Origin of the sequence: Streptomyces zagrosensis, from assembly GCF_014203645.1 — a bacterium.
In the GTDB taxonomy this organism is placed as follows: domain Bacteria; phylum Actinomycetota; class Actinomycetes; order Streptomycetales; family Streptomycetaceae; genus Streptomyces; species Streptomyces zagrosensis.
This window is the reverse complement of the sequence record NZ_JACHJL010000006.1, coordinates 51424-72464: the sequence shown is the minus strand read 5'-3', so window position 1 is coordinate 72464 and position 21041 is coordinate 51424. Positions and strand designations below refer to the sequence as shown.

22 protein-coding genes are annotated in these 21041 nt (G+C 69.5%); 11 read left to right on the top strand and 11 right to left on the bottom strand.

Annotated features, from left to right (window positions below; all coding sequences use genetic code 11):
• The first annotated feature begins 190 nt into the window (after positions 1 to 190).
• Entirely contained in the window at positions 191 to 1114 is a 924-nt protein-coding gene (locus FHS42_RS13570; protein WP_376772597.1) for an ABC transporter permease, read from the top strand.
• 295 nt (positions 1115 to 1409) lie between these two features.
• On the opposite strand, the gene FHS42_RS37010 is transcribed toward FHS42_RS13570, so the two are convergent.
• The gene (locus FHS42_RS37010) at positions 1410 to 1727 is read right to left on the bottom strand and encodes an Rv1322 family protein (protein ID WP_246494715.1); all 318 of its coding nucleotides are present in this window, start codon (positions 1725 to 1727) and stop codon (positions 1410 to 1412) included.
• A 212-nt stretch (positions 1728 to 1939) separates the two neighbouring features.
• Here FHS42_RS37010 and FHS42_RS13565 point away from each other — a divergent pair, with 212 nt between their 5' ends.
• On the top strand, positions 1940 to 2974 hold the full coding sequence (locus FHS42_RS13565) for an LLM class flavin-dependent oxidoreductase (protein WP_184572454.1): 1035 nt from the start codon (positions 1940 to 1942) through the stop codon (positions 2972 to 2974).
• 157 nt (positions 2975 to 3131) lie between these two features.
• Here the strand turns inward: FHS42_RS13565 and FHS42_RS13560 are convergent, their stop codons facing one another.
• Positions 3132 to 3524 carry an SCO5389 family protein gene (locus tag FHS42_RS13560; protein WP_184572453.1) on the bottom strand — a complete coding sequence of 131 codons (393 nt, stop codon included), beginning with the start codon at positions 3522 to 3524 and terminating at the stop codon, positions 3132 to 3134.
• A gap of 214 nt (positions 3525 to 3738) precedes the next feature.
• On the opposite strand from FHS42_RS13560, the gene nucS reads away from it, so the two are divergent.
• Positions 3739 to 4401: an endonuclease NucS gene (gene nucS, locus FHS42_RS13555; RefSeq protein ID WP_184572452.1), complete on the top strand. Its 663-nt coding sequence runs from the start codon at positions 3739 to 3741 to the stop codon at positions 4399 to 4401.
• A 57-nt stretch (positions 4402 to 4458) separates the two neighbouring features.
• Here nucS and FHS42_RS13550 read toward each other — a convergent pair whose 3' ends face one another.
• From FHS42_RS13550 to FHS42_RS13530, 5 genes are all read right to left on the bottom strand, one after another.
• The gene (locus tag FHS42_RS13550) at positions 4459 to 4701 is read right to left on the bottom strand and encodes a hypothetical protein (RefSeq protein WP_184572451.1); all 243 of its coding nucleotides are present in this window, start codon (positions 4699 to 4701) and stop codon (positions 4459 to 4461) included.
• Positions 4698 to 7622 carry an ATP-binding protein gene (locus FHS42_RS13545; protein ID WP_184572450.1) on the bottom strand — a complete coding sequence of 975 codons (2925 nt, stop codon included), beginning with the start codon at positions 7620 to 7622 and terminating at the stop codon, positions 4698 to 4700. Before FHS42_RS13545 ends, FHS42_RS13550 begins: the two co-directional genes overlap by 4 nt.
• A 323-nt stretch (positions 7623 to 7945) precedes the next feature.
• Positions 7946 to 8269, bottom strand: a complete 324-nt coding sequence (locus tag FHS42_RS13540; protein ID WP_184572449.1) for an STAS domain-containing protein — start codon at positions 8267 to 8269, stop codon at positions 7946 to 7948.
• 309 nt (positions 8270 to 8578) lie between these two features.
• Entirely contained in the window at positions 8579 to 9430 is an 852-nt protein-coding gene (locus tag FHS42_RS13535) for a 3-hydroxyacyl-CoA dehydrogenase family protein (RefSeq protein ID WP_184572448.1), read from the bottom strand.
• A 150-nt stretch (positions 9431 to 9580) separates the two neighbouring features.
• Positions 9581 to 10222, bottom strand: a complete 642-nt coding sequence (locus tag FHS42_RS13530) for a TetR/AcrR family transcriptional regulator (protein ID WP_184572447.1) — start codon at positions 10220 to 10222, stop codon at positions 9581 to 9583.
• A gap of 92 nt (positions 10223 to 10314) precedes the next feature.
• Between FHS42_RS13530 and FHS42_RS13525 the strand changes: the two genes are divergently transcribed.
• The 3 genes from FHS42_RS13525 (at position 10315) to FHS42_RS13515 (ending at position 12568) form a co-directional block, all read left to right on the top strand.
• A complete protein-coding gene (locus FHS42_RS13525; protein WP_184572446.1) occupies positions 10315 to 11112 on the top strand; it encodes an ABC transporter ATP-binding protein in 798 nt (265 codons plus the stop codon).
• An 80-nt stretch (positions 11113 to 11192) separates the two neighbouring features.
• Complete coding sequence (locus FHS42_RS13520) at positions 11193 to 11960, top strand: ABC transporter permease (protein WP_312866859.1); 768 nt, start codon at positions 11193 to 11195, stop codon at positions 11958 to 11960.
• 20 nt (positions 11961 to 11980) lie between these two features.
• Positions 11981 to 12568 (top strand): cob(I)yrinic acid a,c-diamide adenosyltransferase, encoded by a 588-nt coding sequence (locus FHS42_RS13515; protein WP_184572445.1) that lies wholly within the window; start codon positions 11981 to 11983, stop codon positions 12566 to 12568.
• 73 nt (positions 12569 to 12641) lie between these two features.
• Here the strand turns inward: FHS42_RS13515 and FHS42_RS13510 are convergent, their stop codons facing one another.
• Entirely contained in the window at positions 12642 to 13313 is a 672-nt protein-coding gene (locus tag FHS42_RS13510; RefSeq protein WP_312866858.1) for a hypothetical protein, read from the bottom strand.
• A gap of 307 nt (positions 13314 to 13620) precedes the next feature.
• On the opposite strand from FHS42_RS13510, the gene FHS42_RS13505 reads away from it, so the two are divergent.
• From FHS42_RS13505 to FHS42_RS13485, 5 genes are all read left to right on the top strand, one after another.
• A complete protein-coding gene (locus FHS42_RS13505) occupies positions 13621 to 14826 on the top strand; it encodes a sensor histidine kinase (RefSeq protein ID WP_184572444.1) in 1206 nt (401 codons plus the stop codon).
• A gap of 209 nt (positions 14827 to 15035) precedes the next feature.
• Positions 15036 to 15734: a response regulator gene (locus FHS42_RS13500; RefSeq protein ID WP_184572667.1), complete on the top strand. Its 699-nt coding sequence runs from the start codon at positions 15036 to 15038 to the stop codon at positions 15732 to 15734.
• A gap of 207 nt (positions 15735 to 15941) precedes the next feature.
• A complete protein-coding gene (locus tag FHS42_RS13495; RefSeq protein ID WP_376772583.1) occupies positions 15942 to 17789 on the top strand; it encodes a glycosyl hydrolase family 18 protein in 1848 nt (615 codons plus the stop codon).
• A gap of 319 nt (positions 17790 to 18108) precedes the next feature.
• Entirely contained in the window at positions 18109 to 18555 is a 447-nt protein-coding gene (locus FHS42_RS13490; RefSeq protein WP_184572443.1) for a phage holin family protein, read from the top strand.
• Entirely contained in the window at positions 18552 to 18980 is a 429-nt protein-coding gene (locus tag FHS42_RS13485) for a DUF3618 domain-containing protein (RefSeq protein ID WP_184572442.1), read from the top strand. The genes FHS42_RS13490 and FHS42_RS13485 overlap by 4 nt, the downstream gene beginning before the upstream one ends.
• Before the next feature lie 305 nt (positions 18981 to 19285).
• Here the strand turns inward: FHS42_RS13485 and FHS42_RS13480 are convergent, their stop codons facing one another.
• From FHS42_RS13480 to FHS42_RS13470, 3 genes are all read right to left on the bottom strand, one after another.
• Positions 19286 to 19492, bottom strand: a complete 207-nt coding sequence (locus FHS42_RS13480) for a hypothetical protein (RefSeq protein WP_184572441.1) — start codon at positions 19490 to 19492, stop codon at positions 19286 to 19288.
• 435 nt (positions 19493 to 19927) lie between these two features.
• Positions 19928 to 20440: a DUF2550 domain-containing protein gene (locus tag FHS42_RS13475; RefSeq protein ID WP_184572440.1), complete on the bottom strand. Its 513-nt coding sequence runs from the start codon at positions 20438 to 20440 to the stop codon at positions 19928 to 19930.
• A 118-nt stretch (positions 20441 to 20558) separates the two neighbouring features.
• Positions 20559 to 20936, bottom strand: a complete 378-nt coding sequence (locus FHS42_RS13470; protein ID WP_184572439.1) for a F0F1 ATP synthase subunit epsilon — start codon at positions 20934 to 20936, stop codon at positions 20559 to 20561.
• Positions 20937 to 21041 lie beyond the last annotated feature (105 nt).

The window sequence follows — 21041 nt, the reverse complement described above, 5'->3', positions numbered from 1 at the left end:
CACCGCACCGCTGGTCAGCCAGCAGCCGCAGCAAGGCGAGCCGGCCCCCGCCCAGGCCGCACCGGCGCAGCCGCAGCAGCCCCCGTCATCGGCTCCGGCCCAGCCGCCGGCCCAGCAAGCCCAGCCGGCCCAGCCGCCGCTGGCACATCAGGCCCAGCAGCCGCAGCAGCAGCCGCAGCAGCTCCAGACGCTGGAGGCTCCGCCCGTACCGCAGCAGACCGGGGCGTACGCGCCGGCACACGGGCACCCCCAGGCGCCGGCGCCCTACGCACAGGCGCACGCTCCAGTGCAGGGCAGCGGCTTCGCGCCCGGTGGTTACAGCTCGCCGATCCCGATTCAGCCCACGCACCTCGGGCATGCGCTCGCCTCCGAGTGGACCAAGATCAAGTCGGTGCGTTCCACGGTGTGGACGCTGAGCGTCATGGTCGCGCTCGTGGTGGGCATCAGCCTGCTGACCGTGGTGGGCATCTCCAGTGGCGACACCGACCTGGAGGGCGAATCGCCGCTGGCCTTCGGCTTCTTCGGGGTGCTGCTCGGTTTGATGTGCGTGATCACGCTCGGGGTGCTGGTCGTCTCGTCGGAGTACGGCACGGGCATGATCCGTACCACCTTGACCGCGTGCCCGAGCCGCGGCCGGGTGCTCGTGGCCAAGACGCTCGTGTTCTTCGGCCTGTCCTTCGCGGTGACGCTCGCCTCGACCACCCTGGTCGCGCTCATTAACGACGGCATACTGGGCGGTCACCGGGGCGCAGGTGATTCCAGTAGCGCTGACTGGGTCAAGGCGACCATCGGGGTCAGCCTGTATGTGGCCGCGCTCGGATTGCTCGCACTGTGCGTCGGCTCGCTGCTGCGCCACTCCGCCGGGGCGATCACCGTCATGATCGGCCTGGTACTGCTGCCGATGGTGTTGGCACTGTTCATGCAAGGCGAGGCGCTACAAGATGTGCAGGAGGCGCTGCTTGACTACTCGGTGCCCAGCCAGCTCGGCGTGTTGTACAGCAACACCATCTCGGACTCCGGGCCCTCCGGCTGGGAGCCGCTGCTGATCGTCATCATCGTCGCGGGCGTGGCAATGGCCGGCGCCTTCGCGGTGCTGGAGAAGCGGGACGTCTGACGTCCTTGGTCAGCCCTGTTCTCGCATCGCTACGGCCCGGTGGTCGGTAGTGCGAGATGCCCGGGGTCTGCTGTCGCGCCTCTTGCGGCTGAGGACCAACTGACCAGTGGCTAGCGTCCATCCCGTTCAGCTCGACCCATCGGGCCTGGGGCTAGAGACTTCGCCTTCCTGACGGCCCGTCAGCAACCCATCGGTCCCGTCTGCAAACCGCCGGCCCCGTCAGCAACCAGCCGACCCCGCCGGCCCCTGCCGAGGCGCGGTGAACACGGTGGACACGGTGGACACGGTGGACGCGTCAGTAGCGGGGCGCGTTACGAGACCGCTGGAGCCTCGCGCTCCGGCGGTCTCGTGCGCTCCAGCACGCACGGTGCCAGTGCCGCCGGTCGTCCACTCCGGCGTACTGCTGCCAGGCCACTAGATGCCCCACGCCCGGCGGAATCTCCTGATCACATCCCGGGCAGCGGTAGCGCTTGCCCGCCGCGGACCCCGCCACCGGCCGCACCAGCCACTCCTCCCCCCGCCAACTCTCCCTACGTTCCAACCCTGTCACGCCCCCTGCGGGACGCTCTGCTGGCTTCTCGCCGCCTCGGGGGCGGTTTCGGCGCGGGGACATGGGGCACCTCGTGGACTCGGCGGGGGCTACGGGCTGTTACCAGCGTAAGGGCTGTCGTCACCGCCTCGGGATGCCGTAGGGCGGGCTCCGACTCGCCCCATCTCCTGATCATCATGAAAACTTCTTGCCGAGCCGTGCCCTTGGCACGTGACAGGCGTTATTGCCAGCGGGGGCCGCGTCGGTCGCGAGGCTGCAAGAGGAGGCAGAGAGCGATGCGCGTTGGAGCATTTGTCCTGGCCGCGCAATTTCCGGGCCAAGGACAGGGGGAGGCCCTACGCAGGGCAGTCAGGATCGCTGAGGTCGCCGAGCAGTCGGGGCTCGATGCGGTCTGGCTAGCAGAACACCATTTCATCCCGTACGGAGTGTGCCCGTCCGCGACCACCCTCGCCGCCCTCGTACTGGGGCGCACGCACCGCATCGGCGTCGGCACGGCAGTGAGCGTACTGTCAACGACCCATCCCGTCGCACTGGGTGAGCAGGCGGCCCTGCTTCATCTCACCACGGGTGGTCGGTTCACGCTGGGCGTGGGGCGCGGCGGGCCCTGGATTGATCTTGAGGTCTTCGGCACGGGCCTGCGGGCGTACGAGGAGGGGTTCCCCGAGTCGCTCGACCTCCTGCTGCGCTGGTTGCGGGAGCCAGAGGTCGGGGCGGACGGAGAACAGTTCGTCTTTCGCGAGGTCCCCGTCGTACCGCGAGTGGATGAGTTTATGGATGGTGTAGCCGCAGACGGGCCGCCGGTGATCGTCGCATGCGTCTCGCCCCGCAGCGTACGAATCGCCGCCGAGCGGGGGTTGCCCATGCTGCTCGGGATGCACTGCGGCGATGAGGAGAAGGCGGACATGGTTGCGCTGTGGCGCAAGACGGCGCTCGCGGCGGGGCACGCGCCGGAGATGGTCGTGGCGGCCGGCCATGTTTCGACGGGCGTCGCCCAGATCGCGGACTCCCGCGAGGACGCGGCGGAGTGCTTGCTGAAGGCGATGCCTGGTTGGCTACGGCAGGGCCTCGACGCGTATACGACCGTGGATGGGCGGCGGCGGTCGATGCGTGACCCGCGGGCGTACGCGGAGATGCTGTGCGCGCTGCACCCGGTCGGCCCGCCCAGGTACTGCGCGGACCTGCTCGCCGCCAGCGCCGAGCGCACCGGCATCGACCGGTTCGCCTTCCTGGTCGAAGGCTCCGGCGAGCTGACCGGCACGGAGGAGAACGTGCGCCGGCTGGGCGAGGAAGTGCTGCCACAGCTCCGCTGAGCGACCCCCACCACACCGGCTTGCGGCACGGGTGGCGCGGGCTGGGCCCGGGGTCGCTACCTGTCGTGCGCGATGTGTCGGGTGCCGCGCAGGCCGCGAAGCAGCTGCCGCCCCAGCGTTGGGCTCCTCCCGCATGTGGAGCGGCAGCGGCAGCGCATCAGCAGTCGCGCAGTTGCGGAGACTGATTCAGCAGTTGACCGCGGATGGACGTGAAGCGAGCAAGCCGGTCGTCGGCTGACGGGCCGAACGGGAAGACCGCTACCCGGTGGCAGTTCTGGAAGGCCAGCCGCACTCCGAAGTGCCGCTCTAACGACCCGCGTATCGCGTCACTGGCCAGCGCACGCAGCAGTTGCCCGCGCGCCTGCTCGTCCGGCGGCGGAACCTGGTTGTCGGCGATCTCGCCACCGTCCGCCTTGAGCTGAGTCACTAGAGAGCTGACCATCTCCCAGGCATACGGCAGGGAGGTCCGGACGCAGTCGATGAACATCGCTTCATCGACCTCGCCTCGCTCGGCCTGTTCGAGCAGGGCCGGTGAGACGTCGAGCGACATGAGTTCTCCTCTCGCGACCCCGGGGACCGGGGTCCTGCGGATGGGGGGGCGGGAAGCCGCGACGCAGCGTACTCGTGTGACGACGCCCCGCTGCAACGGTAATTCGGCCACGGTGCCCCGCACCAGGACGGTGCACTTACTACCGGCCAACAGCGAAGGGCCCATCGTCGGACGAATCGCGTGGACGGCCCAGCGTCGAGTAGCGTTGCCGACCATGCGTCTCGTCATTGCCCGCTGCTCCGTTGACTACGCGGGCCGGCTCACCGCCCACCTTCCCTCCGCGCCTCGGCTGATCCTGGTCAAGGCAGACGGCAGCGTGTCCATCCACGCGGACGACCGGGCCTACAAACCCCTCAACTGGATGTCTCCGCCGTGCACCCTCAAGGAGGGTGACGACAGCGTGTGGACCGTCGTGAACAAGGGGGGCGAGAAGCTCATCATCACCATGGAGGAAGTGCTGCACGACTCCTCCCACGAGCTCGGCGTGGACCCCGGCCTGATCAAGGACGGGGTGGAGGCGCACCTCCAGGAACTGTTGGCCGACCGCATCGAAACGCTCGGTAAGGGCTACACCCTGATTCGGCGTGAATACCCCACTGCCATTGGCCCCGTGGACATTCTCTGCCGGGACGCGGACGGTGTGACGGTCGCGGTGGAGATCAAACGACGCGGCGAGATCGATGGCGTGGAGCAGCTCACTCGCTACCTGGAACTCCTCAACCGCGATCCCCATCTGGCCCCGGTCAAGGGCATTTTCGCGGCGCAGGAGATCAAGCCGCAGGCTCGCGTGCTCGCCACGGACCGCGGTATCGGGTGCGCCATACTCGATTACAACGCGATGCGCGGCATCGAAGACGACAAGCTGCGCCTCTTCTGATCTTCTGACGCTCTTCTACTCTTCTGACGCTCCCCTACGGCCCCGCCCTCAACACGGCTATTGCTGCGCCCAGTTGAGGACGCCATCGACGACGGCGCCGGTGGCACCGATGGCACCGATGGCACCGATGATTTCGTCGTGGCTCGCGCCATGGATTGCGGTACGGGTCGCGTGACGCGCCGCGTGGGCCGCGGTGGCGCAGACTCGTTGGCGCCCCCGGCCCGTGCCCCGTACGCCGTACCCCGCGTACGAGCCGATCGCCCGCACCCGTCCCGGTGCGGGCGCCGCGTTGCGGGTCACACGGTCGGGTTGGCCGTGGTCGCTTCCGGGGTCTGGGTGCTCGGGCCGGTGGTGATCTGGGTGGGAGTCTGCGGGGGCGCGTCCGTCGTGGGGGCCGTGGTGGGCGGGTCCGTTGGCTCCGTGGGGGGATCGGTCGGCTTGGTCGGCGGGTCCGTGGGCTTGGTCGGCGAGCTCGTGGGGCTCGTCGGACGATCGGTCGGCGTCGTCGGCGTTTCGGTGGGCTTGGTCGGGCGGCCGGTCGGCTTCGGGTCCGTGGGCTTGCCCGATGTGGAGGGGCTGCCCGTTGACGGGGTGCCGGAGCCGCTGGTGGGCGAGGCGCTGGGGCTCTGGCTCGTACCGGTGGATGCGGATGGGCTCGCCGCCCCCGTCGTGCCGGGCGCCGCGGTCTGGCCCGGTCGGGTGTCGCCGCCGGTCGCGTCCCGGGCCGGCTCGTCGGCCGCCCGATCCTCGTCGGCGTCGTCATGGCGCGATGTGCTCTGCTGTGGCTTGCCCCGGTCCGGCGCCCCGTCGTCGCCCGATGTGGCACCGAGGGTGACCACCGTGCCGAGCACCGCGACCAGGAGCGCCCCTGCGCCCGCGGCAGCCACGTTTCTGCGGGCCGCGATGAGCAGCGGCAGGCGCCGCACGGAGGAGCGCCAGCCACCGCGGGTCCAGCCCGTACCACCGGTGGAGCCCGCGCCGGCACCCGAGCCCGCGCCACTACCGGACGCCACCGCGCCGAGTCCTACCGCCGTGCCCTTGAGGGTGTCGCCCGCGACGTGCCGCGGGGTGCTCACCTTCGTATCGTTCGGGCCCTGCTGCGGCGAGGCACCAGCGCCGTCCCGTGCCTGGCTCGCCGGTGCGTCAGGCGGCTCATCGCCCGCCGTGAGGGCGCCGAGCGTGTCGAGGCCGCCGGGCGCTGAGATCCCGGTCCGATCCACGACCAGGGCCAGCGCGCGGCGCCCGGCGACGGCACCGCGCCGGTCGGCGAGCACGCCGCGCAGCGAGATGGACGCCTCCAGTTCGGCGCGGGCTCGGTCCAGCTGGCCCGTGCACAGTGCCAGCACGCCCAACTCATGGTGGAAGTACGCCTCTTCGGCGACCTCGCCGGCGAGTCTTGCGGCCTCCTGGCCATGGCGTAGGCAGCGTTCCCAGGCGCTCCAGTGGAGCCCGGCGGCGAAGGCCGGGGCGGCCGTGCGCGCCAGCAGCACGGCGGCGCTGAGCTGCCCCACGCGCTGCCCGCCGCCGGTCCCGGGCCCCGCTGGCTGCGCCCCCTGCTGGGCGCTCGGTGCGCCCGATGCGCCGGGCGCGCGGCCGGTGGCGGGGGTGCTCGGTGTGTCGCGGGCGCTCACGAGCGCGGAGAGCGCGCCGAGTATGGCGTCGCCCTCGTCCGCGGCGCGACGTGCGGCCACCGAGGGGTGCCCGGCCCACCAGGCGTAGTGCTGAGCCGCGGTGAGGGCGCGTGCCGTCGCGTTCTCCTGGAATCCGGCCGCCTCAAGCTGCGCGGCAACGCCGTTCACCAGCCGGTGATGGTTGCCCGCCGGGGTGATCAGGCCGCAGCCGAGCAGGTCGGCGATGGCGGCGTCGGCCTGCGGGTCGCCGATGAGCGCGGGCAGATGGGCCGGGTGCGGGCACTCCCCGCCGAGGGCGAGCGCGAACCGTAGGGTCTCGCGGGCCGGTTCGCTGACCATGGCGGCCAGCAGCGCGGCCGGCGCCACTCCCTCGGTGAGCGTGGGAACGCTCGGCGCGTCCCGCGCACCGTCCTGGTCCTCGATCGAGGCGGCGATCTCATCCGATGTGGCGTCAGCGAGCGCGTCCTCAGAGGCATCCTGCGTACCGTGCGCACCGCGGTCCTCGTGAGCACCCTGCTGCTCGTGGGCGACCTGAACGGGGCCCGTGGACGCATCGCCGGGCGCGGCGTCCGCCACCAGGTCAACGTCAGCGGCAGCCGCCGCTGACCGATCGCGGTGCCGCAGCAGCGCCGCGGCCTGAACGAAGCGCAGCGGCAGTCCCTCGGACTCGAACCACAGGTCCGCCGCCCAGGCCGCTTCCTCGTCGGTGGGCGGCCGGCGCACCAATCGTCCGAGCAGTTCCATGCAGGCGGCGCGGCTGAGGCCGCCAAGTGCGACCTCCTCCAGATACGCGCCCGGGGACGGGGCCGCCACATCGGGTGTGGCGGCGATCAAGAAGGCACATTCGGGTGTGGCATCAAGGAAGTCGTCCAGCGCGGTGCCGCCGAACTCGATGTCGTCGAGGATGACGACGGCACCGATGTCACGCGTCAGCTCAAGGAGTTGGGCACGGTCCGGGCGGTGCGTAGGCATCCGGTAGACGGCGGCGCACAGCGCGTACAGCAGGTCGGTTGCGGTGCGGCGGTATCCGGAGAGCCGGACTACGCCGTCCGGTGCGATGTCGTCACACCCATCGGCGACCGCGTCGAGCAGCGAGCTGCGGCCGGTGCCCGGCGGGCCGGTGAGCCGTACGGAACGGCCGCGGGCCAGCAGCCGTATCAGCCGATCCCGCTCCTCCTCGCGTTCGAGCAGCGGCAGTTCGAACTGGCCGGTGCCGGCCGCGATGGCGCCCGCGCCGGCGGTCACGGTGGAGCGCGTTGTGGCCTGCGCCCGGCGCAGTTCGGCGCGCTCTTCGGGCGTGTGCCGCTCGGGCGTGGCGGGGCGGTGGGCGCTGCCCGGCGGGCACTGTTCGATCTCGCTGCCGTCGATGGGGTTGATCGTCAGCAGGTAGTCGCCCGAGGTGAGCCGGGCGGTGCGGGCGATGCCGGGCGAGGGTGCGCCGCCGTGGTCACGGTCGTGGGGGCCGATGGCGGGCAGTTGTGGTCCGCGGTGGTGCGAGCGGCGCGGGTGGCCGCCGGGGGCGCCGCTGCTCGCTGCGCCGCCCGGAGCGTCCTGGCCGTGCTCTTCAGGTCCCCGGTGCGTCGGGTCCATGGTGAAAGCCCCCCAGAGCTGCGTGCCGTGTGTTCAGCGGGCTGGTTCGCGACGGTTCCGTCATGGGCGGGAAGATGCCCGGCCGCCGCATCGTGTCCGGTATCCACCTGGCATAGCGCGCGGCGGTTCCGAACTTTAAACCTTTACTCAGTATCTCTGAACCCCGGGGGCGCCGTGCCGCCCGGACATCACGAGATGGTGAGGATCGCCCGCCAGCGTGCCGGCCCGCGAGCGTCTCTCATCCCTCACCATGGCTGCCCACTCCACGCGGTGCGTACGGCTCCGCGGCCGGGCGGGTGCGTCGCGCCCGTGGCCGACGAACCTCACACCCGGGGCAGGGATGCCACTTCCAGGCCGCCTTCGATGGCCAAAATCCGGTGCAGTCGGGTGGCGACCAGGAGCCGCTGCATCTGCGGCGGTACGTCGCGCAGCACCAGACGGCGGCCGACGCGGCCCGCCCTGCGGTGGGCGCCCATGATGACGCCGAGCCCGGTGGCATCCCAGGCGTCGAGTCCGGACAGATCGAGTACGAGGTCTCCGCCGCCCCCGTCTACGGCGGTGTGGAAGGCTGTACGGGCGTCCGCCGCGCTACGGATGTCGAGTCGGCCCCCGACGACCAGCTCAGCGTGGTCGCCCTTGATGTGCATATGCGCTCCCCGGATGGTGCGTCGTCGTGATCTTCGGTCTACAGAACTGACTGCCTCTCATACGGCAAAGTTGCCGCCCGTAAGCGAACCGATACCGAATTCACCCCATGGGGTGGGCCCGTGGAGTGCGGGCCTTTCTATGAGGTGGACGGACGTCGCGGGCGCCGTTCGTACGGGTTCACGGGGCCCGTTCGTACGGGTCCGCAGGGCCCGTTCGTACGGTCCACTTACCCGCCCACGCGGCATCCGCCCCCTGCATTGGGGACCCGGGCCCGCGCTGTTGGAGCCGGACCCTCGTGCCCCCGTAGGTCAGTTGTGCGGGTAGAAGCCCCGGCCGCTCTTGCGGCCGATGTCGCCCGCGTCCACCATGCGGCGCATGATTTCCGGCGGGGCGAACTTCTCGTCCTGGGACTCGGTGTAGATGTTGTCGGCGGCGTGCAACAGGATGTCCACGCCGGTGAGGTCTGCGGTGGCCAGCGGCCCCATGGCGTGACCGAAGCCGAGCTTGCAGGCGATGTCGATGTCCTCGGCGGTGGCGACGCCCGACTCGTACAGCTTGGCCGCCTCGACCACGAGCGCCGAGATGAGCCGGGTGGTGACGAAGCCGGCGACGTCGCGGTTGACGACGACACAGGTCTTGCCGACGCTCTCGGCGAACTCGCGGGCTGCGGCCAGGGTTTCGTCACTGGTCTTGTAGCCGCGCACCAACTCGCACAGCGCCATCATCGGGACCGGCGAGAAGAAGTGCGTGCCCACGACCCGATCCGGCCGTGAGGTCGCCGCCGCGATCTTGGTGATCGGGATGGCGGAGGTGTTGGAGGCGAGGATCGTCTCGTCCTTCACCAGGCCGTCGAGCGTGCTGAAGATTTCCCGCTTGACGTCGATCTTCTCGAAGACCGCCTCGACCACGAGGTCGGCGTCGGCGGCGGCGTCGAGGTCAGTGGTGGTGGTGATGCGGGCCAGGGCCTGTTCGGCGGCGTCGGCCGCCAGCTTGCCCTTGGACACGAACTTCGCGTACGAGGCTTCGATGCCGTCCTTGCCCCGCGCCAAGGCGGCGTCCGTCACATCGCGCAGTACGACCTCCCAGCCCGCCTGGGCCGAGACCTGAGCAATGCCGGAACCCATGAGTCCGGCCCCGATGACGGCAAGCTTCTTGGCCACTGCTTCTCCCTTACCGGCCGGGGGCCACGGCGCCCCCACCACACGCTGGAATTTCGGCTCTGGGGCGGACCTTAGCGGGCGTCAGGGCCCCAGCGGCAGGGGAAGAGATGCGCGTCACGTCTCACATGACGGACATCACACCGGCGGCGGTCATGGGGCGGGCCGCACCGCGTAGTTGAGGACGCGCTCGCTGATCAGGTCCTCCATCTCATCCAGCAAGACGAGTGCCTCGCGCGATACCTCGACCGCCTTACGGCCCGCCACCATCTCGCGGCCGACAAAGCCCATCAGGGTTCCCTGTATCCAGGCGAGCTGCCCGCCGACCAGCATCGGCAGCGGATCGTCAGCCGCCGCCCCGGCCTCCTCGCGCAGGGTGCGCTCGACGGACTCGATGACTTCCTGCTGGAGGTACCACAGGCGCGCCTTGAGGGCGTGCGCCCCCTCGATGACGCGCATGAAGCGGTCGTAGCCGTCAAACAGTCCGACGGTGGGCGAGACGCACTCGACCTCGAAACGGAATTGACGCAGGACGCTCAGGGCAGCGGACTCCCCCGGTTCACGGCCGCGCACGTAGCGGGGCAGCCGGTCGATCACGCCCATGCTGCGGTCGAAGAACAGGTCTTCCTTGGCGGGGAAGTAGTTGTAGACGGTGTTGACGGAGACGTCCGCCGCGGCGGCGATCTCCGCGATCGTCACCGCGTCAAAGCCGCGTTCCAAGAAGAGCCCGGTCGCCATGTCCGAGATGTGCTGCCGCGTCTGCCGCTTTTTGCGCTCTCTGAGCCCCTCTGCCATGCCTCCATCGTAAGCCTGACCGCGCGGCGGGATGGACAGCCTCCAAACTTGGAGTGATTGCAAATTTTAAGAGACTCTGTTTTTCTGTGGGCGTGGCAATCATCAGCACGATCGGCCTCGCCCGGACCTTCACGACCAAGCAGGGCCCCGTCGAGGCCGTGCGAGGCATCGATCTGACCGTGCAACCCGGCGAGATCGTCGGCTTCCTCGGCCCCAACGGCGCCGGAAAAACCACCACGCTGCGCATGCTCACCACGCTGCTGCCACCCACCGGCGGAGCCGCCACCGTCGCGGGGTGCGACCTGTTCCGCGATCCGGCAGGCGTACGGCGCAAGAGCGGTTACGTTGCCCAGTCCGGCGGCGTAGACCCCCAGCTCACGGTCCGCGAAGAACTCGTCACCCAGGGCCGGCTCTACCGGTTGCCCAAGGCCCAAGCAGCAACGCGGACCATCGAGTTGGCGGCCGACCTCGGCCTGTCCGAACTGCTCGACCGCAAGCCGTTCGCGCTCTCCGGTGGGCAGCGGCGGCGGCTCGACATCGCGATGGGGCTCACCCACCGGCCCGAGATCCTCTTCCTGGACGAGCCGACCACGGGCCTTGATCCCGGCAGCCGCGCGGACCTGTGGGACCTGGTGCGCCGGGTGCGCACGGAGCACGGCACCACGGTCTTCCTCACCACGCACTACCTCGATGAGGCCGACGCACTCGCCGACCGACTGATCATCGTCGATGGCGGCGTGGTCGCGGCCGAGGGCACCCCACGCGAACTCAAGCGCCGCTACGCGGGCTCGCCCGAGGCGTCGCTACAGGACGCGTTCTTGGCCATCACCGGACGCGGCCTCGCCCCCGACAACCTGGGCGGCGCTTCCCCGGCCCCCGTCACCGTGTGACCAGGTGTCACGCCGCAACCAGCACTCGCACCATCACTACCCGCCTCGCCCCGTCCCCGGACTGCTAGGAGTCCCTTGCCGTGTCCACCACCCTGCCTGCCTTCTTCTCCGACACCGCGCTGATCTTCGGGCGGTACGCACGCCAGACCCTGAACTCCCGGTTCCAGATGCTGTTCGGGACGCTGATGCCGCTGCTGTACCTGCTCTTCTTCGGGCCGCTGCTCACCGATCTGCCCCTGGGCTCCAAGGGGGACTCCTGGCAACTGCTCGTGCCCGGGCTGCTCCTTCAACTCGGCCTCTTCGGGGCCTCGTACTCCGGCTTCGCGGTCATCATCGAACAGCAAAACGGAGTGGTGGAGCGGATGCGAGTGACCCCCGTCAGCCGGCTGGCGCTGCTGCTCGGCCGGGTGCTGCGGGACGCGGCGCTGTTCGTCTTCCAGGCCGTGCTGCTGATCCTGGCCGCGCTGGTGATGGGGCTGCGGGCGCCGGTCGCCGGTGTCTTCATCGGCTTCGCCTTCGTCGCCGTACTCACCGTGTCGCTCGCCTCCCTGTCCTACGCGCTGGCCCTGAAGGTCTCCACGCCGCAGGAGTTCGGACCCACGGTCAACGCGCTGACCATGCCGGCGATGCTGCTGTCCGGCCTGATGCTGCCCATGGCGCTGGCTCCGACCTGGCTGGACGTGCTCTCCCACTTCATCCCGTTCCGCTACCTGGTGGACGCGGTGCGGGCGGCGTTCGTCGGCGACTACGCCAGCACGGAGATGCTGTACGGGGTGCTGATGGGCGGCGCGCTATCGGCCCTCGCCGTGACCATCGGCACCCGGGTGTTCAAGTCCGCGGGAGCCTGACCGGTGGCTACGCTCAGGGCATGGTCAATCTGACGCGCATCTACACCCGAACCGGTGACAAGGGCACGACGGCGCTCGGCGACATGAGCCGTACCGCCAAGACCGATGTCCGCATCGCGGCGTACGCCGACGCGAATGAGGCGAACGCCGCGATTGGCGTCGCCATCGCGCTCGGTTCGCTACCCGACGAGGTGGTACGCGTGCTCGTACGCGTACAGAACGACCTCTTCGACGTGGGCGCTGACCTGTGCACCCCGGTGATCGAAAACCCGGAGTTTCCGCCGCTGCGGGTCGAGCAGTCCTACATCGACCAGTTGGAGGCGGATTGCGACACGTTTCTGGCCGACCTGGAGAAGCTGCGGAGCTTCATCTTGCCGGGCGGCACTCCTGGTGCGGCCCTGCTGCACCAGGCATGCACCGTCGTACGGCGTGCGGAGCGGTCCACCTGGGCGGCGCTGGAGGAACACGCCGCGAGCGAGGACGGCGGCAGCATGAACGCGCTCACCGCGACCTACCTCAACCGCCTCTCCGACCTGCTGTTCATCCTGGCGCGATCCGCGAACAAGGAAACCGGCGACGTCCTGTGGGTCCCGGGCGGCGAACGCTGACGCACGATGGCCATCGCCTGTTCCCGGTGGGCGGTATCCACCGTCTACCGGGACTGGCCCGAGCCCGACGCCGTCAAGAGCGGTCCGCGTCCGGTGGCCGCTCCCCCACTCGTGCGGGTCGCTCCGTGCGCACCACACCCTCGCCACGACCAATGAGACTCATCGCACCCGGAGTACGGCTCTTTGATCCCGTGGGGCAGTTGCCCTGACCCGAGGGGTTTTCTTTCGGCCACACCGTGTACGACAGCGCGACCACCAGCCAGATGCCGGTCACCACAGCCATCGGCGACTGCCAGTTCCGCAGCGCCGCCGTGCGGTCCGCGTCATCCACGTACCAGATGGCGACCTGGAGCAGCCCGGCGGCGATCGCCGCGGCCAGCGCCGTACGCCCCCACATCTTCCACTCGTGCGCGGCCCGCGCCATCCCGTACTTCGGCGGCTTCGACGGCCGCGGGCCGCCCGCGAAGCGGTGGGCGAAGTGCCCGTCCGCCCACGTGACCAGGTAGCGGCCGTACGCGACCGAGAACCCGATGTACACGGCCGCCAACCCATGCTTGGTGCTGGCAGTCGCCCCGTTGCGCAGATCGATGACGGTGACGATCAGCAGCACCAGTTCGAGCAGCGGCTCGCACATCAACACGATGGCTCCTGCCCGCGGTCGCCGCAGCGGATACCGCAGGCACAGACCACCGGCCAGCAGCACCCAAAAGCCCACCTCGGCAATGACGATCATGGCGACGATCACGGCATCTCTCCCGCTCGGTTCGTGTGGTCGTGGCTGGGTGCGCGTGTGGTGAGTGGGTGGGGGTGAGTCGGTGGTGGGGGTGAGTCGGTGGTGGGGGTGAGTCGGTGGTGGGGGTGAGGTTGTGGGTGAGTGGGTGGGGCCCTCGATGGCACCATTCCCTGACATCTCTTCCAGCCTGGCCCGGCGCCAGCCGCCCCGCGTCGTCACCGATGACGAATCAGCGCTGCATCCTTTGATGTACCGCGCAGCCCCGCACGCCCGCCCGCCAGCGGACGTCTGCGCTCCGCGCCCATGCTGTGATGGGGGCATGCCGTTCCGCTCGCCTCCGCTCCGCCCGCACCAGGACGACGTGCTGATCAGCGCGAGCGGGCTGCTGGGCGGCGGCGTGCTGTGGGGGCTCGGACTGCACAACAGCCCCGCCTCGTCCGGGCTGCCGAACTGGCTGTCGCTGGTGGCGCTCGTCATCATGTCCGGTGCCGAACTGCTGCGGCGTACGGCTCCGCAGACCGGCCTCGCCATCGCCACCGGCGCTCTCGCGCTCGACGTGCTCACCGGCACCCTGGTGACCACGGTGCTGATGTACTCGGACCTGGTGTACGCGGCCGTGCTGTACGGATCACCCCGCGCGGCCCGCCGCATCCCGCACGGGTGCCACCTGATCACCGCCCTGATCACGGTCGCCACCCTGGTGATCTACCGCGATCCGGCCGCGCTGCTGCTCGGCTTCGCCACCGCGATGATCACCATCGTCCCGGCGTGGACGGGCACGATCATCCGCAACCATCGAGAGGTGGCGCAGGCGGCGCGCCTTGAGGCCGAGCGCACCGCGCTGCTGGCCGAGTTGGACCGTAGAGAGGCCATCACGAGTGAGCGCGCCCGAATGGCCCGCGAACTGCACGACATGGTCGCGGGGCATCTGTCCGCGATCGCCATCCATTCCACCGCCGCCCTCTCACTGGGCGACCCGAAGGCGGCCAACGACGCACTGGGCGTCATCCGCGAGAACAGCGTTCAGGGGCTGGCCGAAATGCGTCGCCTCATCGGGCTACTCCGTGACGCCACCGGAGAGACGGAGCCCGCCGTGGCGCCCACCCTCGATGGCCTCCAGGCACTGATCACCAGGGCCGGGCGGACCGGCGAGGACAACGGGCTGCGGTTCGAGCTGAACGAGGAAGGCGACGGTGCGGCACATGCGCTGCCCGCGCCGGTGGAGCTCGCCGCGTACCGCATCGTTCAGGAGGCGCTGACGAACGCTCTCAAGCACGCGGGCCCGGGCGAGGTACGCGTACGGCTGAGCCGTACGGCGCCGGGCCCCCTGTACATCGAGGTGAGCAGCGCACTCGGCGACCGCGACGGCCCGCGCGCGCCGGGCTCGGGCGCTGGTCTTGTCGGCATGCGGGAGCGCGCCGCGCTGCTCGGCGGCACCTTCGAGGCGGGCCCACAGACGGCTGGGCAGGACAAGATCTGGCGAGTACGGGCCGTACTGCCGGTGGACGAGGAGACACGAGGATGACCCACCCAACCCCCGGGCACGACACGTCCCGACCGCCGAGCAACGCCCCCACCACGCACGCCCGCACCACGCACGCCCGCTCCACGAACACGCCCACAGCGGGCGCCCGCACGACGAACACCTCCGCCCCGAACACACCCGCCCCGAACACTGCCACCGCGGACGCGCCGGCCAAGGACGTCTCCGTCTCGCCTCCCAACACCGCCGCCATGCCCAGCGATGACGGCCTCCCCGGCGCCGCCACTCCGATCCGGGTCCTGGTTGCCGAGGATCAGTCCTCCGTACGGGCCGGCCTCGTGCTCATCCTGCGGTCAGCGCCCGACCTTCGGGTGGTCGGTGAGGCGGGCGACGGCGAGTTGGCCGTAACCATGGCTCGCGAGTTGCGGCCGGATGTGGTGGTGATGGATGTACAGATGCCGCGCCTGGACGGCGTCTCGGCCACCCGCGAGATCGTCACCAATGGATGGGCCGATGTGCTCGTGCTGACCACCTTCGACCTCGATGACTATGTCTTCGGCGCGCTGCGCGCCGGCGCGGCGGGGTTTCTCCTCAAGGACAGCGAAGCGGGCGAACTGCTCGCGGCGGTACGGACGGTGGCCCGTGGTGAGGGCCTGATCGCGCCCGCGGTGACCCGGCGGCTGATCCGGGAGTTCGGCCGCGTGCAGCCCCCCGGGGCCGCGGACGCCCCCGATGACTCGGTGCTCGACGCACTGACCCGACGTGAGCGCGAGGTGCTCGGCTGTCTGGGCGATGGGCAGTCCAACGCGGAGATCGCGGACCGTTTGACGATGGCCGAAGCAACGGTGAAGACCCACGTCAGCAGGTTGTTGGCCAAGCTGGAACTACGCAGCCGAGTGCAGGCCGCGATGCTGGCGCGGGAGTTGCGGGTCACCGCTCCGCGGCCTTGAACGTAACCGGAATTCCCCGCCAACCGACTCTCACTTTGGTCCAGACCTATTGACCCAATGGTCCAGACCTCCTTACGCTCCCATCACATCTTTGGTGAGCGTGTCATGACAATGACGGCTTACCGGGCGGCGCACGTTTCGCGAAGAGATCTCAGCCCGATTTCCGGACCCCACACATCCGGACCCGAGTATTCAGGAGCCCCTGCTGTGAGATCAGGAATCGTCGGACGCATCCGGCATACCCGGCACAGAACTACCGCGGCGCTCGTCGCATTGATCCTCCCCCTCGCCGCACTCGTTGGCCTCGCCTCTCCCGCCCAGGCCGCCGAGTCCGCGACCGCCACCTACACCAAGGCGTCCGACTGGGGCAGCGGCTTCGAGGGCCGTTGGACCGTCAAAAACACCGGTGACACCACGTTGAGCAGCTGGACCGTGGAGTGGGACTTCCCCACGGGGACCACGGTTGGCTCCGGCTGGGACGCCACCATCTCCGGGACGAGCGGCCACTACACGGCCAAGAACCTGAGCTGGAACGGCACCCTGGCCCCCGGCGCAAGCATCACCTTCGGCTTCAACGGCACCGGCACCGGCAACGCCCCCACCGGCTGTAAGCTCAACGGCGGCTCCTGTGACGGCGGTACGCAGCCGGGCGACACCCCGCCCAGCGCCCCCGGCACCCCGGCATCGAGCGACATCACCGACACATCGGTGAAGCTCAGCTGGACCGCGGCAACCGACGACAAGGGCATCAAGAACTACGACGTCGTGCGCAGCGGCACCACCGTCGCCACCGTCACCGGCACCAGCTACACCGACACCGGGCTGACCGCGGGCACCGACTACTCGTACACGGTCAAGGCCCGCGACACCGGCGGCCAGGTCGGCCCGGCCAGCGCGGCGCGCACCGTGCGCACCACCGGTGGCAGCGGCGAGCCGGTCGGCGACGCGGTGAAGCTGGGTTACTTCACCAACTGGGGCGTCTACCAGCGCAACTACCACGTCAAGAACCTGGTGACCTCCGGCTCCGCCGAGAAGATCACGCACATCAACTACGCGTTCGGCAACGTCCAGGGCGGCAAGTGCACCATCGGTGACAGCTACGCCGACTACGACAAGTCATACGGCGCCGACCAGAGCGTCGATGGCAAGGCCGACACCTGGGACCAGCCGCTGCGCGGCAACTTCAACCAGCTCCGCAAGCTCAAGCAGAAGTACCCGAACATCAAGGTGCTGTGGTCCTTCGGCGGCTGGACCTGGTCCGGCGGCTTCGGTGACGCGGTGAAGAACCCGACCGCGTTCGCCGACTCCTGCTACAAGCTGGTCGAGGACCCGCGCTGGGCCGATGTCTTCGATGGCATCGACCTGGACTGGGAGTACCCCAACGCCTGCGGTCTGACCTGCGACACCAGCGGTCCGAACACGGTCACCGACATGATGAAGGCGATGCGGGCCCGCTTCGGCTCGTCCAACCTCGTGACCGCCGCGATCAGCGCCGACGGCTCGAACGGCGGCAAGCTCGATGTCGCGGACTACGCCGGAGCGGCGCAGCACGCCGACTGGTACAACGTCATGACGTACGACTTCTTCGGCGCCTGGGACGCAAAGGGCCCCACCGCCCCGCACTCCCCGCTCACCTCCTACCAGGGCGTCCCGCGTGAGGGCTTCAACTCCGACGCGGCGATCCAAAAGCTCAAGGGCAAGGGCATACCGGCGAAGAAGCTGCTGCTCGGCATCGGCTTCTACGGCCGCGGCTGGACGGGCGTCACCCAAAAGGAGCCGGGCGGCACCGCGACCGGTCCGGCCCCTGGCAAGTACGAGCAGGGCATCGAGGACTACAAGGACCTCAAGGACCGCTGCCCGGCCAACGGCACCGTGGGTGGTACGGCGTACGCCCACTGCGGCAACCAGTGGTGGAGCTACGACACCCCGGCCACCATCAACGGAAAGATGTCCTACGTGAAGAACCAGAAGCTCGGTGGCTCGTTCTTCTGGGAGTTCAGCGGGGACACCAGCAACGGTGAGCTGATGACGGCCATCAACAGCGGCCTGCGCTAACCCACCACCACGGCAGGCCGCACCAGCGACCCGCCGGGGCGGCCCAGCAGCTGTCAGCTGAGGTCGCCCACCAGCAACGCAAACCCCAGAAAGCTGGACCGGGGAGTCGGCACCGCCCGCCGACTCCCCGGTCCTCGTCATTCCCGGACCCGCACGCCCGGCAAGCGCCAACAGCTGGCCACGCTGACGAGGCGCCAAACTCATCGCAGCGATTCCTTCCTACGTGGCAGCCTTTGGCCAGTTCGGGGTACTCGCCCTCACCAGATGGCCGGGCATCAGTGCGTGCCCGGCCGGCACACGCACGAGACGGGTGAAGGCGGTGATCGCTGTGTCGAGTACGCAGCCGTACCCCAACGGGTCCGGCCGGAGCACACACGGCTTCGGGGAAGAACCGGTAGGAGAGTTGGTACAGCGCGCTTCGCAGCAGCTGACGGAGCTGGTGCGCGGTGAGATGCGGCTTGCGCAAGCGGAGATGAAGGAGAAGGGCAAGCACTACGGCAAGGGCGGCGGCCTGTTTGGCGGCGCCGGCCTGGTTGGCTTCCTCGCGCTTCAGGCACTGGTCGCAACCGTGATCGCGGCGTTGGCGGTGCCGCTGCCGGTGTGGGCGGCTGCGCTGATTGTCACCGTGGCGTTGGGTGTGATTGCCGCGGTCATGGCCATAAGCGGAAAGAAGCACGTCAGCCGAGCCGCGCCGCCCGCACCTGAACGAACCATCGACAGCGTGAGGGCCGATGTGGCCGAGATCAAGGAGAGTGCCAAGCGATGACCCAGTCCTCCGACGACAAGTCCGCCGCCGCCAGCCCCGACAACCTGCGGGAGCAGGTGGAGCAGACCCGCCAGGAACTCAGTAACACCGTTCAGGCACTCGCCGAGAAAGCCGACGTCAAGGCCCGCGCCCAGGAGAAGGCGGCCCAGCTGAAGGAACAGACGACCGCAAAGGCCGCCGAGCTGGGTGGACAGGCCAAGGCGAAAGCGTCCGAGGCCGCCCAGGTGCTTCAGGAGAAGCTGCCCGAGCCGGTCAAGGAGAAAGCGGCCCTGGCCGCCGAGCAGGTCAAGGCGAAGACTGAGCAGGCCGAGCAGATGTGGCAGCACCAGGCGCCCGAGCCCGTGCGGAACAACCGCACCGCGCTGTTCGCCGCCGGTGCGGCGGTGCTGGTGGCCTATGTGCTGCTGCGCCGCAAGAACAAGTAAGACCAAGCAAGCACAAGCAAGCACAAGTAAGGAAGAGCGTGCGTTCTCCGGGCCCGAGGTGGCGCACCAGGCAGTCGGCCTGGCGCCCGGTGCGCTCAGCGCTGGCGTCCGGTGCGCTCAGCGGGGGTGCCGGCGGCCGGTCTGCGCACCCAGGCGCAGCAAGATGCCCGACCACGACACCGCACCGCCACACCGCGCCGCGTCGGCATACTGCTACCGGGCGCCGCGCGAAGTGCGGGCAGATTTTCCCTGGTGGCTAGACCGAGCTGGTGGCTAGACCGAGCGAGGGCCGGAGTGCTGGCAGTTCAGGCAGTCCTCCGGCCCTGCGGTTCCTCCGCCGGGAGTGATGTGCCGGAAGGTACCTCGCTCTTCTCGCCGCGGATCAGGCGGAGCTGAGGCCGACGGGCGTGCCGGGCGGGCTTGGCGGTGTCATCAAGCCCGTCTTCCAGGCGCGTGGTGATGAACAACAGCAGCGCCAGGCCGGGCAGGAGGAAGATAGCGACCGCGATCACGTCGTACCCCTTTCATGGGCAACGACGTGCGGGTGCCCCTGCATCGCTCACCGATGAACAGACCCGTGTGCAGATTCTGCAACTAACGAACAAACCAGACAAACCCTACGAGCTGGCCATGCTCACCCCACGCTCCGGGCACTGCCCCCTGAAGGACTCACCACACAGCGCCGCTCTCGGCGTCACAGTGACCAGAGCAACGACCGCCGCTCAGCACCAGGCGCTGGCCCTACATCACCGCCTTGAGCACCAGCATCGGCGACGGTCCGGTGTGGCGCTCCCCGCAGCCGCGGCCGTACTGGATGATCCCCTCATCCGACAACGACGGCACACCCCTTACTTAGGCCACATTGTCCCCCAGCTACCGCTGGGAGGTACCCCCACCCCAGCCCAGCTACCGCTGGGGGCACCCCCAAACAACGACACACCTCTTACTTAGGCCACATTGACTCGTTGTCCCGGTGGTGCGGCTTCGAGCCAGGCCAGGAAGCCTGTCAGGGCGTCCTCGCCCATGGCGAGCTCAAGGCGGGTTCCCTGGTGGCGGCAGGCCAGCACTACCGCGTCCGACAGCAGCGCCAGCTCCTCCTCGCCCTGCGGGGTACGGCGGGCGATGACCTCGATGGCCGAGCGTTCGAGCAGCCGGCGAGGGCGGGGCGCGTACGAGAAGACGCGGAACCACTCCACCCGGTCGCCGCTGTAGCGGGCGACGCCGTACACCCAGCCCTTACCGCTCGGCTCGCCCGCATCCACCCGCGGGCCCCCGGCGGCGGAGGCCGCAGCGGCGGCGTTCATGGCATCGCTGTCAGTCCGGGCGGGCACGTCCCAGCGCAGGCTACAGTCGAAGGTCCCGCCAGATCGCTGGATCAATCGTCTGCGCAGCCCGAAGACGAAGAGCCCCAGCAGCACGAGTACGACCACCACGCCGCTGACAAGCAGAGCGAGGACCATCTTCACCGACCTCCTCGCCTCATCAGGACAACCCGCACCTGCATCGCCTCAGCCGCGGGCCGCTGGATGGAGCTCCAGCGGGGTCCGCGGCTGAGGATCGTACGTATCAGTGACTGGCTCAGTGCGCGCCTGCCGCTGCGCGCAGTCGAACGTCGGCGCGCAGCGCGGCGGCGGCGTCCGCCTCCGCCTTGGCCCGCTCCAACGCACGCTCGGCGCGCTGTACATCAATCTCGTCGGACAGCTCTGCGATCTCCGCGAGCAGCGACAGCTTGTTATCGGCGAACGAGATGAACCCGTCGTGCACCGCGACGATCACCGTCCCGCCCTCGCTCGTACGGATGGTCACCGGGCCCGACTCCAGCACACCGAGCAGCGGCTGGTGGCCGGGCATGACGCCGATGTCACCCGATGTGGTGCGCGCGATGACCAAGGTGGCCGCGCCGGACCAAACACTCCGGTCCGCAGCGACCAGCTCGACGTGCAGCTCAGCAGCCAACGTGGCTCCTCGGGTCGTCACCCGGCAGGTACGCCGGATGTTGGGTCGGATTCTAGTGGGCGTAACGGGAGGGGCGGGACGCACCCGCCCCTCCCGACACAATCA

Bases quoted from the DNA above. Each gene is read 5' to 3' on its own strand.
- FHS42_RS13530 (WP_184572447.1), bottom strand. From the start codon at position 10,222: ATGGCAGAGGGGCTCAGAGAGCGCAAAAAGCGGCAGACGCGGCAGCAC.
- FHS42_RS13545 (WP_184572450.1), bottom strand. From the start codon at position 7,622: ATGGACCCGACGCACCGGGGACCTGAAGAGCACGGCCAGGACGCTCCG.
- FHS42_RS13560 (WP_184572453.1), bottom strand. From the start codon at position 3,524: ATGTCGCTCGACGTCTCACCGGCCCTGCTCGAACAGGCCGAGCGAGGC.
- nucS (WP_184572452.1), top strand. From the start codon at position 3,739: ATGCGTCTCGTCATTGCCCGCTGCTCCGTTGACTACGCGGGCCGGCTC.
- FHS42_RS37010 (WP_246494715.1), bottom strand. From the start codon at position 1,727: ATGTCCCCGCGCCGAAACCGCCCCCGAGGCGGCGAGAAGCCAGCAGAG.
- FHS42_RS13505 (WP_184572444.1), top strand. From the start codon at position 13,621: ATGCCGTTCCGCTCGCCTCCGCTCCGCCCGCACCAGGACGACGTGCTG.
- FHS42_RS13475 (WP_184572440.1), bottom strand. From the start codon at position 20,440: ATGGTCCTCGCTCTGCTTGTCAGCGGCGTGGTGGTCGTACTCGTGCTG.
- FHS42_RS13540 (WP_184572449.1), bottom strand. From the start codon at position 8,269: ATGCACATCAAGGGCGACCACGCTGAGCTGGTCGTCGGGGGCCGACTC.
- FHS42_RS13485 (WP_184572442.1), top strand. From the start codon at position 18,552: ATGACCCAGTCCTCCGACGACAAGTCCGCCGCCGCCAGCCCCGACAAC.
- FHS42_RS13565 (WP_184572454.1), top strand. From the start codon at position 1,940: ATGCGCGTTGGAGCATTTGTCCTGGCCGCGCAATTTCCGGGCCAAGGA.
- FHS42_RS13515 (WP_184572445.1), top strand. From the start codon at position 11,981: ATGGTCAATCTGACGCGCATCTACACCCGAACCGGTGACAAGGGCACG.
- FHS42_RS13500 (WP_184572667.1), top strand. From the start codon at position 15,036: ATGCCCAGCGATGACGGCCTCCCCGGCGCCGCCACTCCGATCCGGGTC.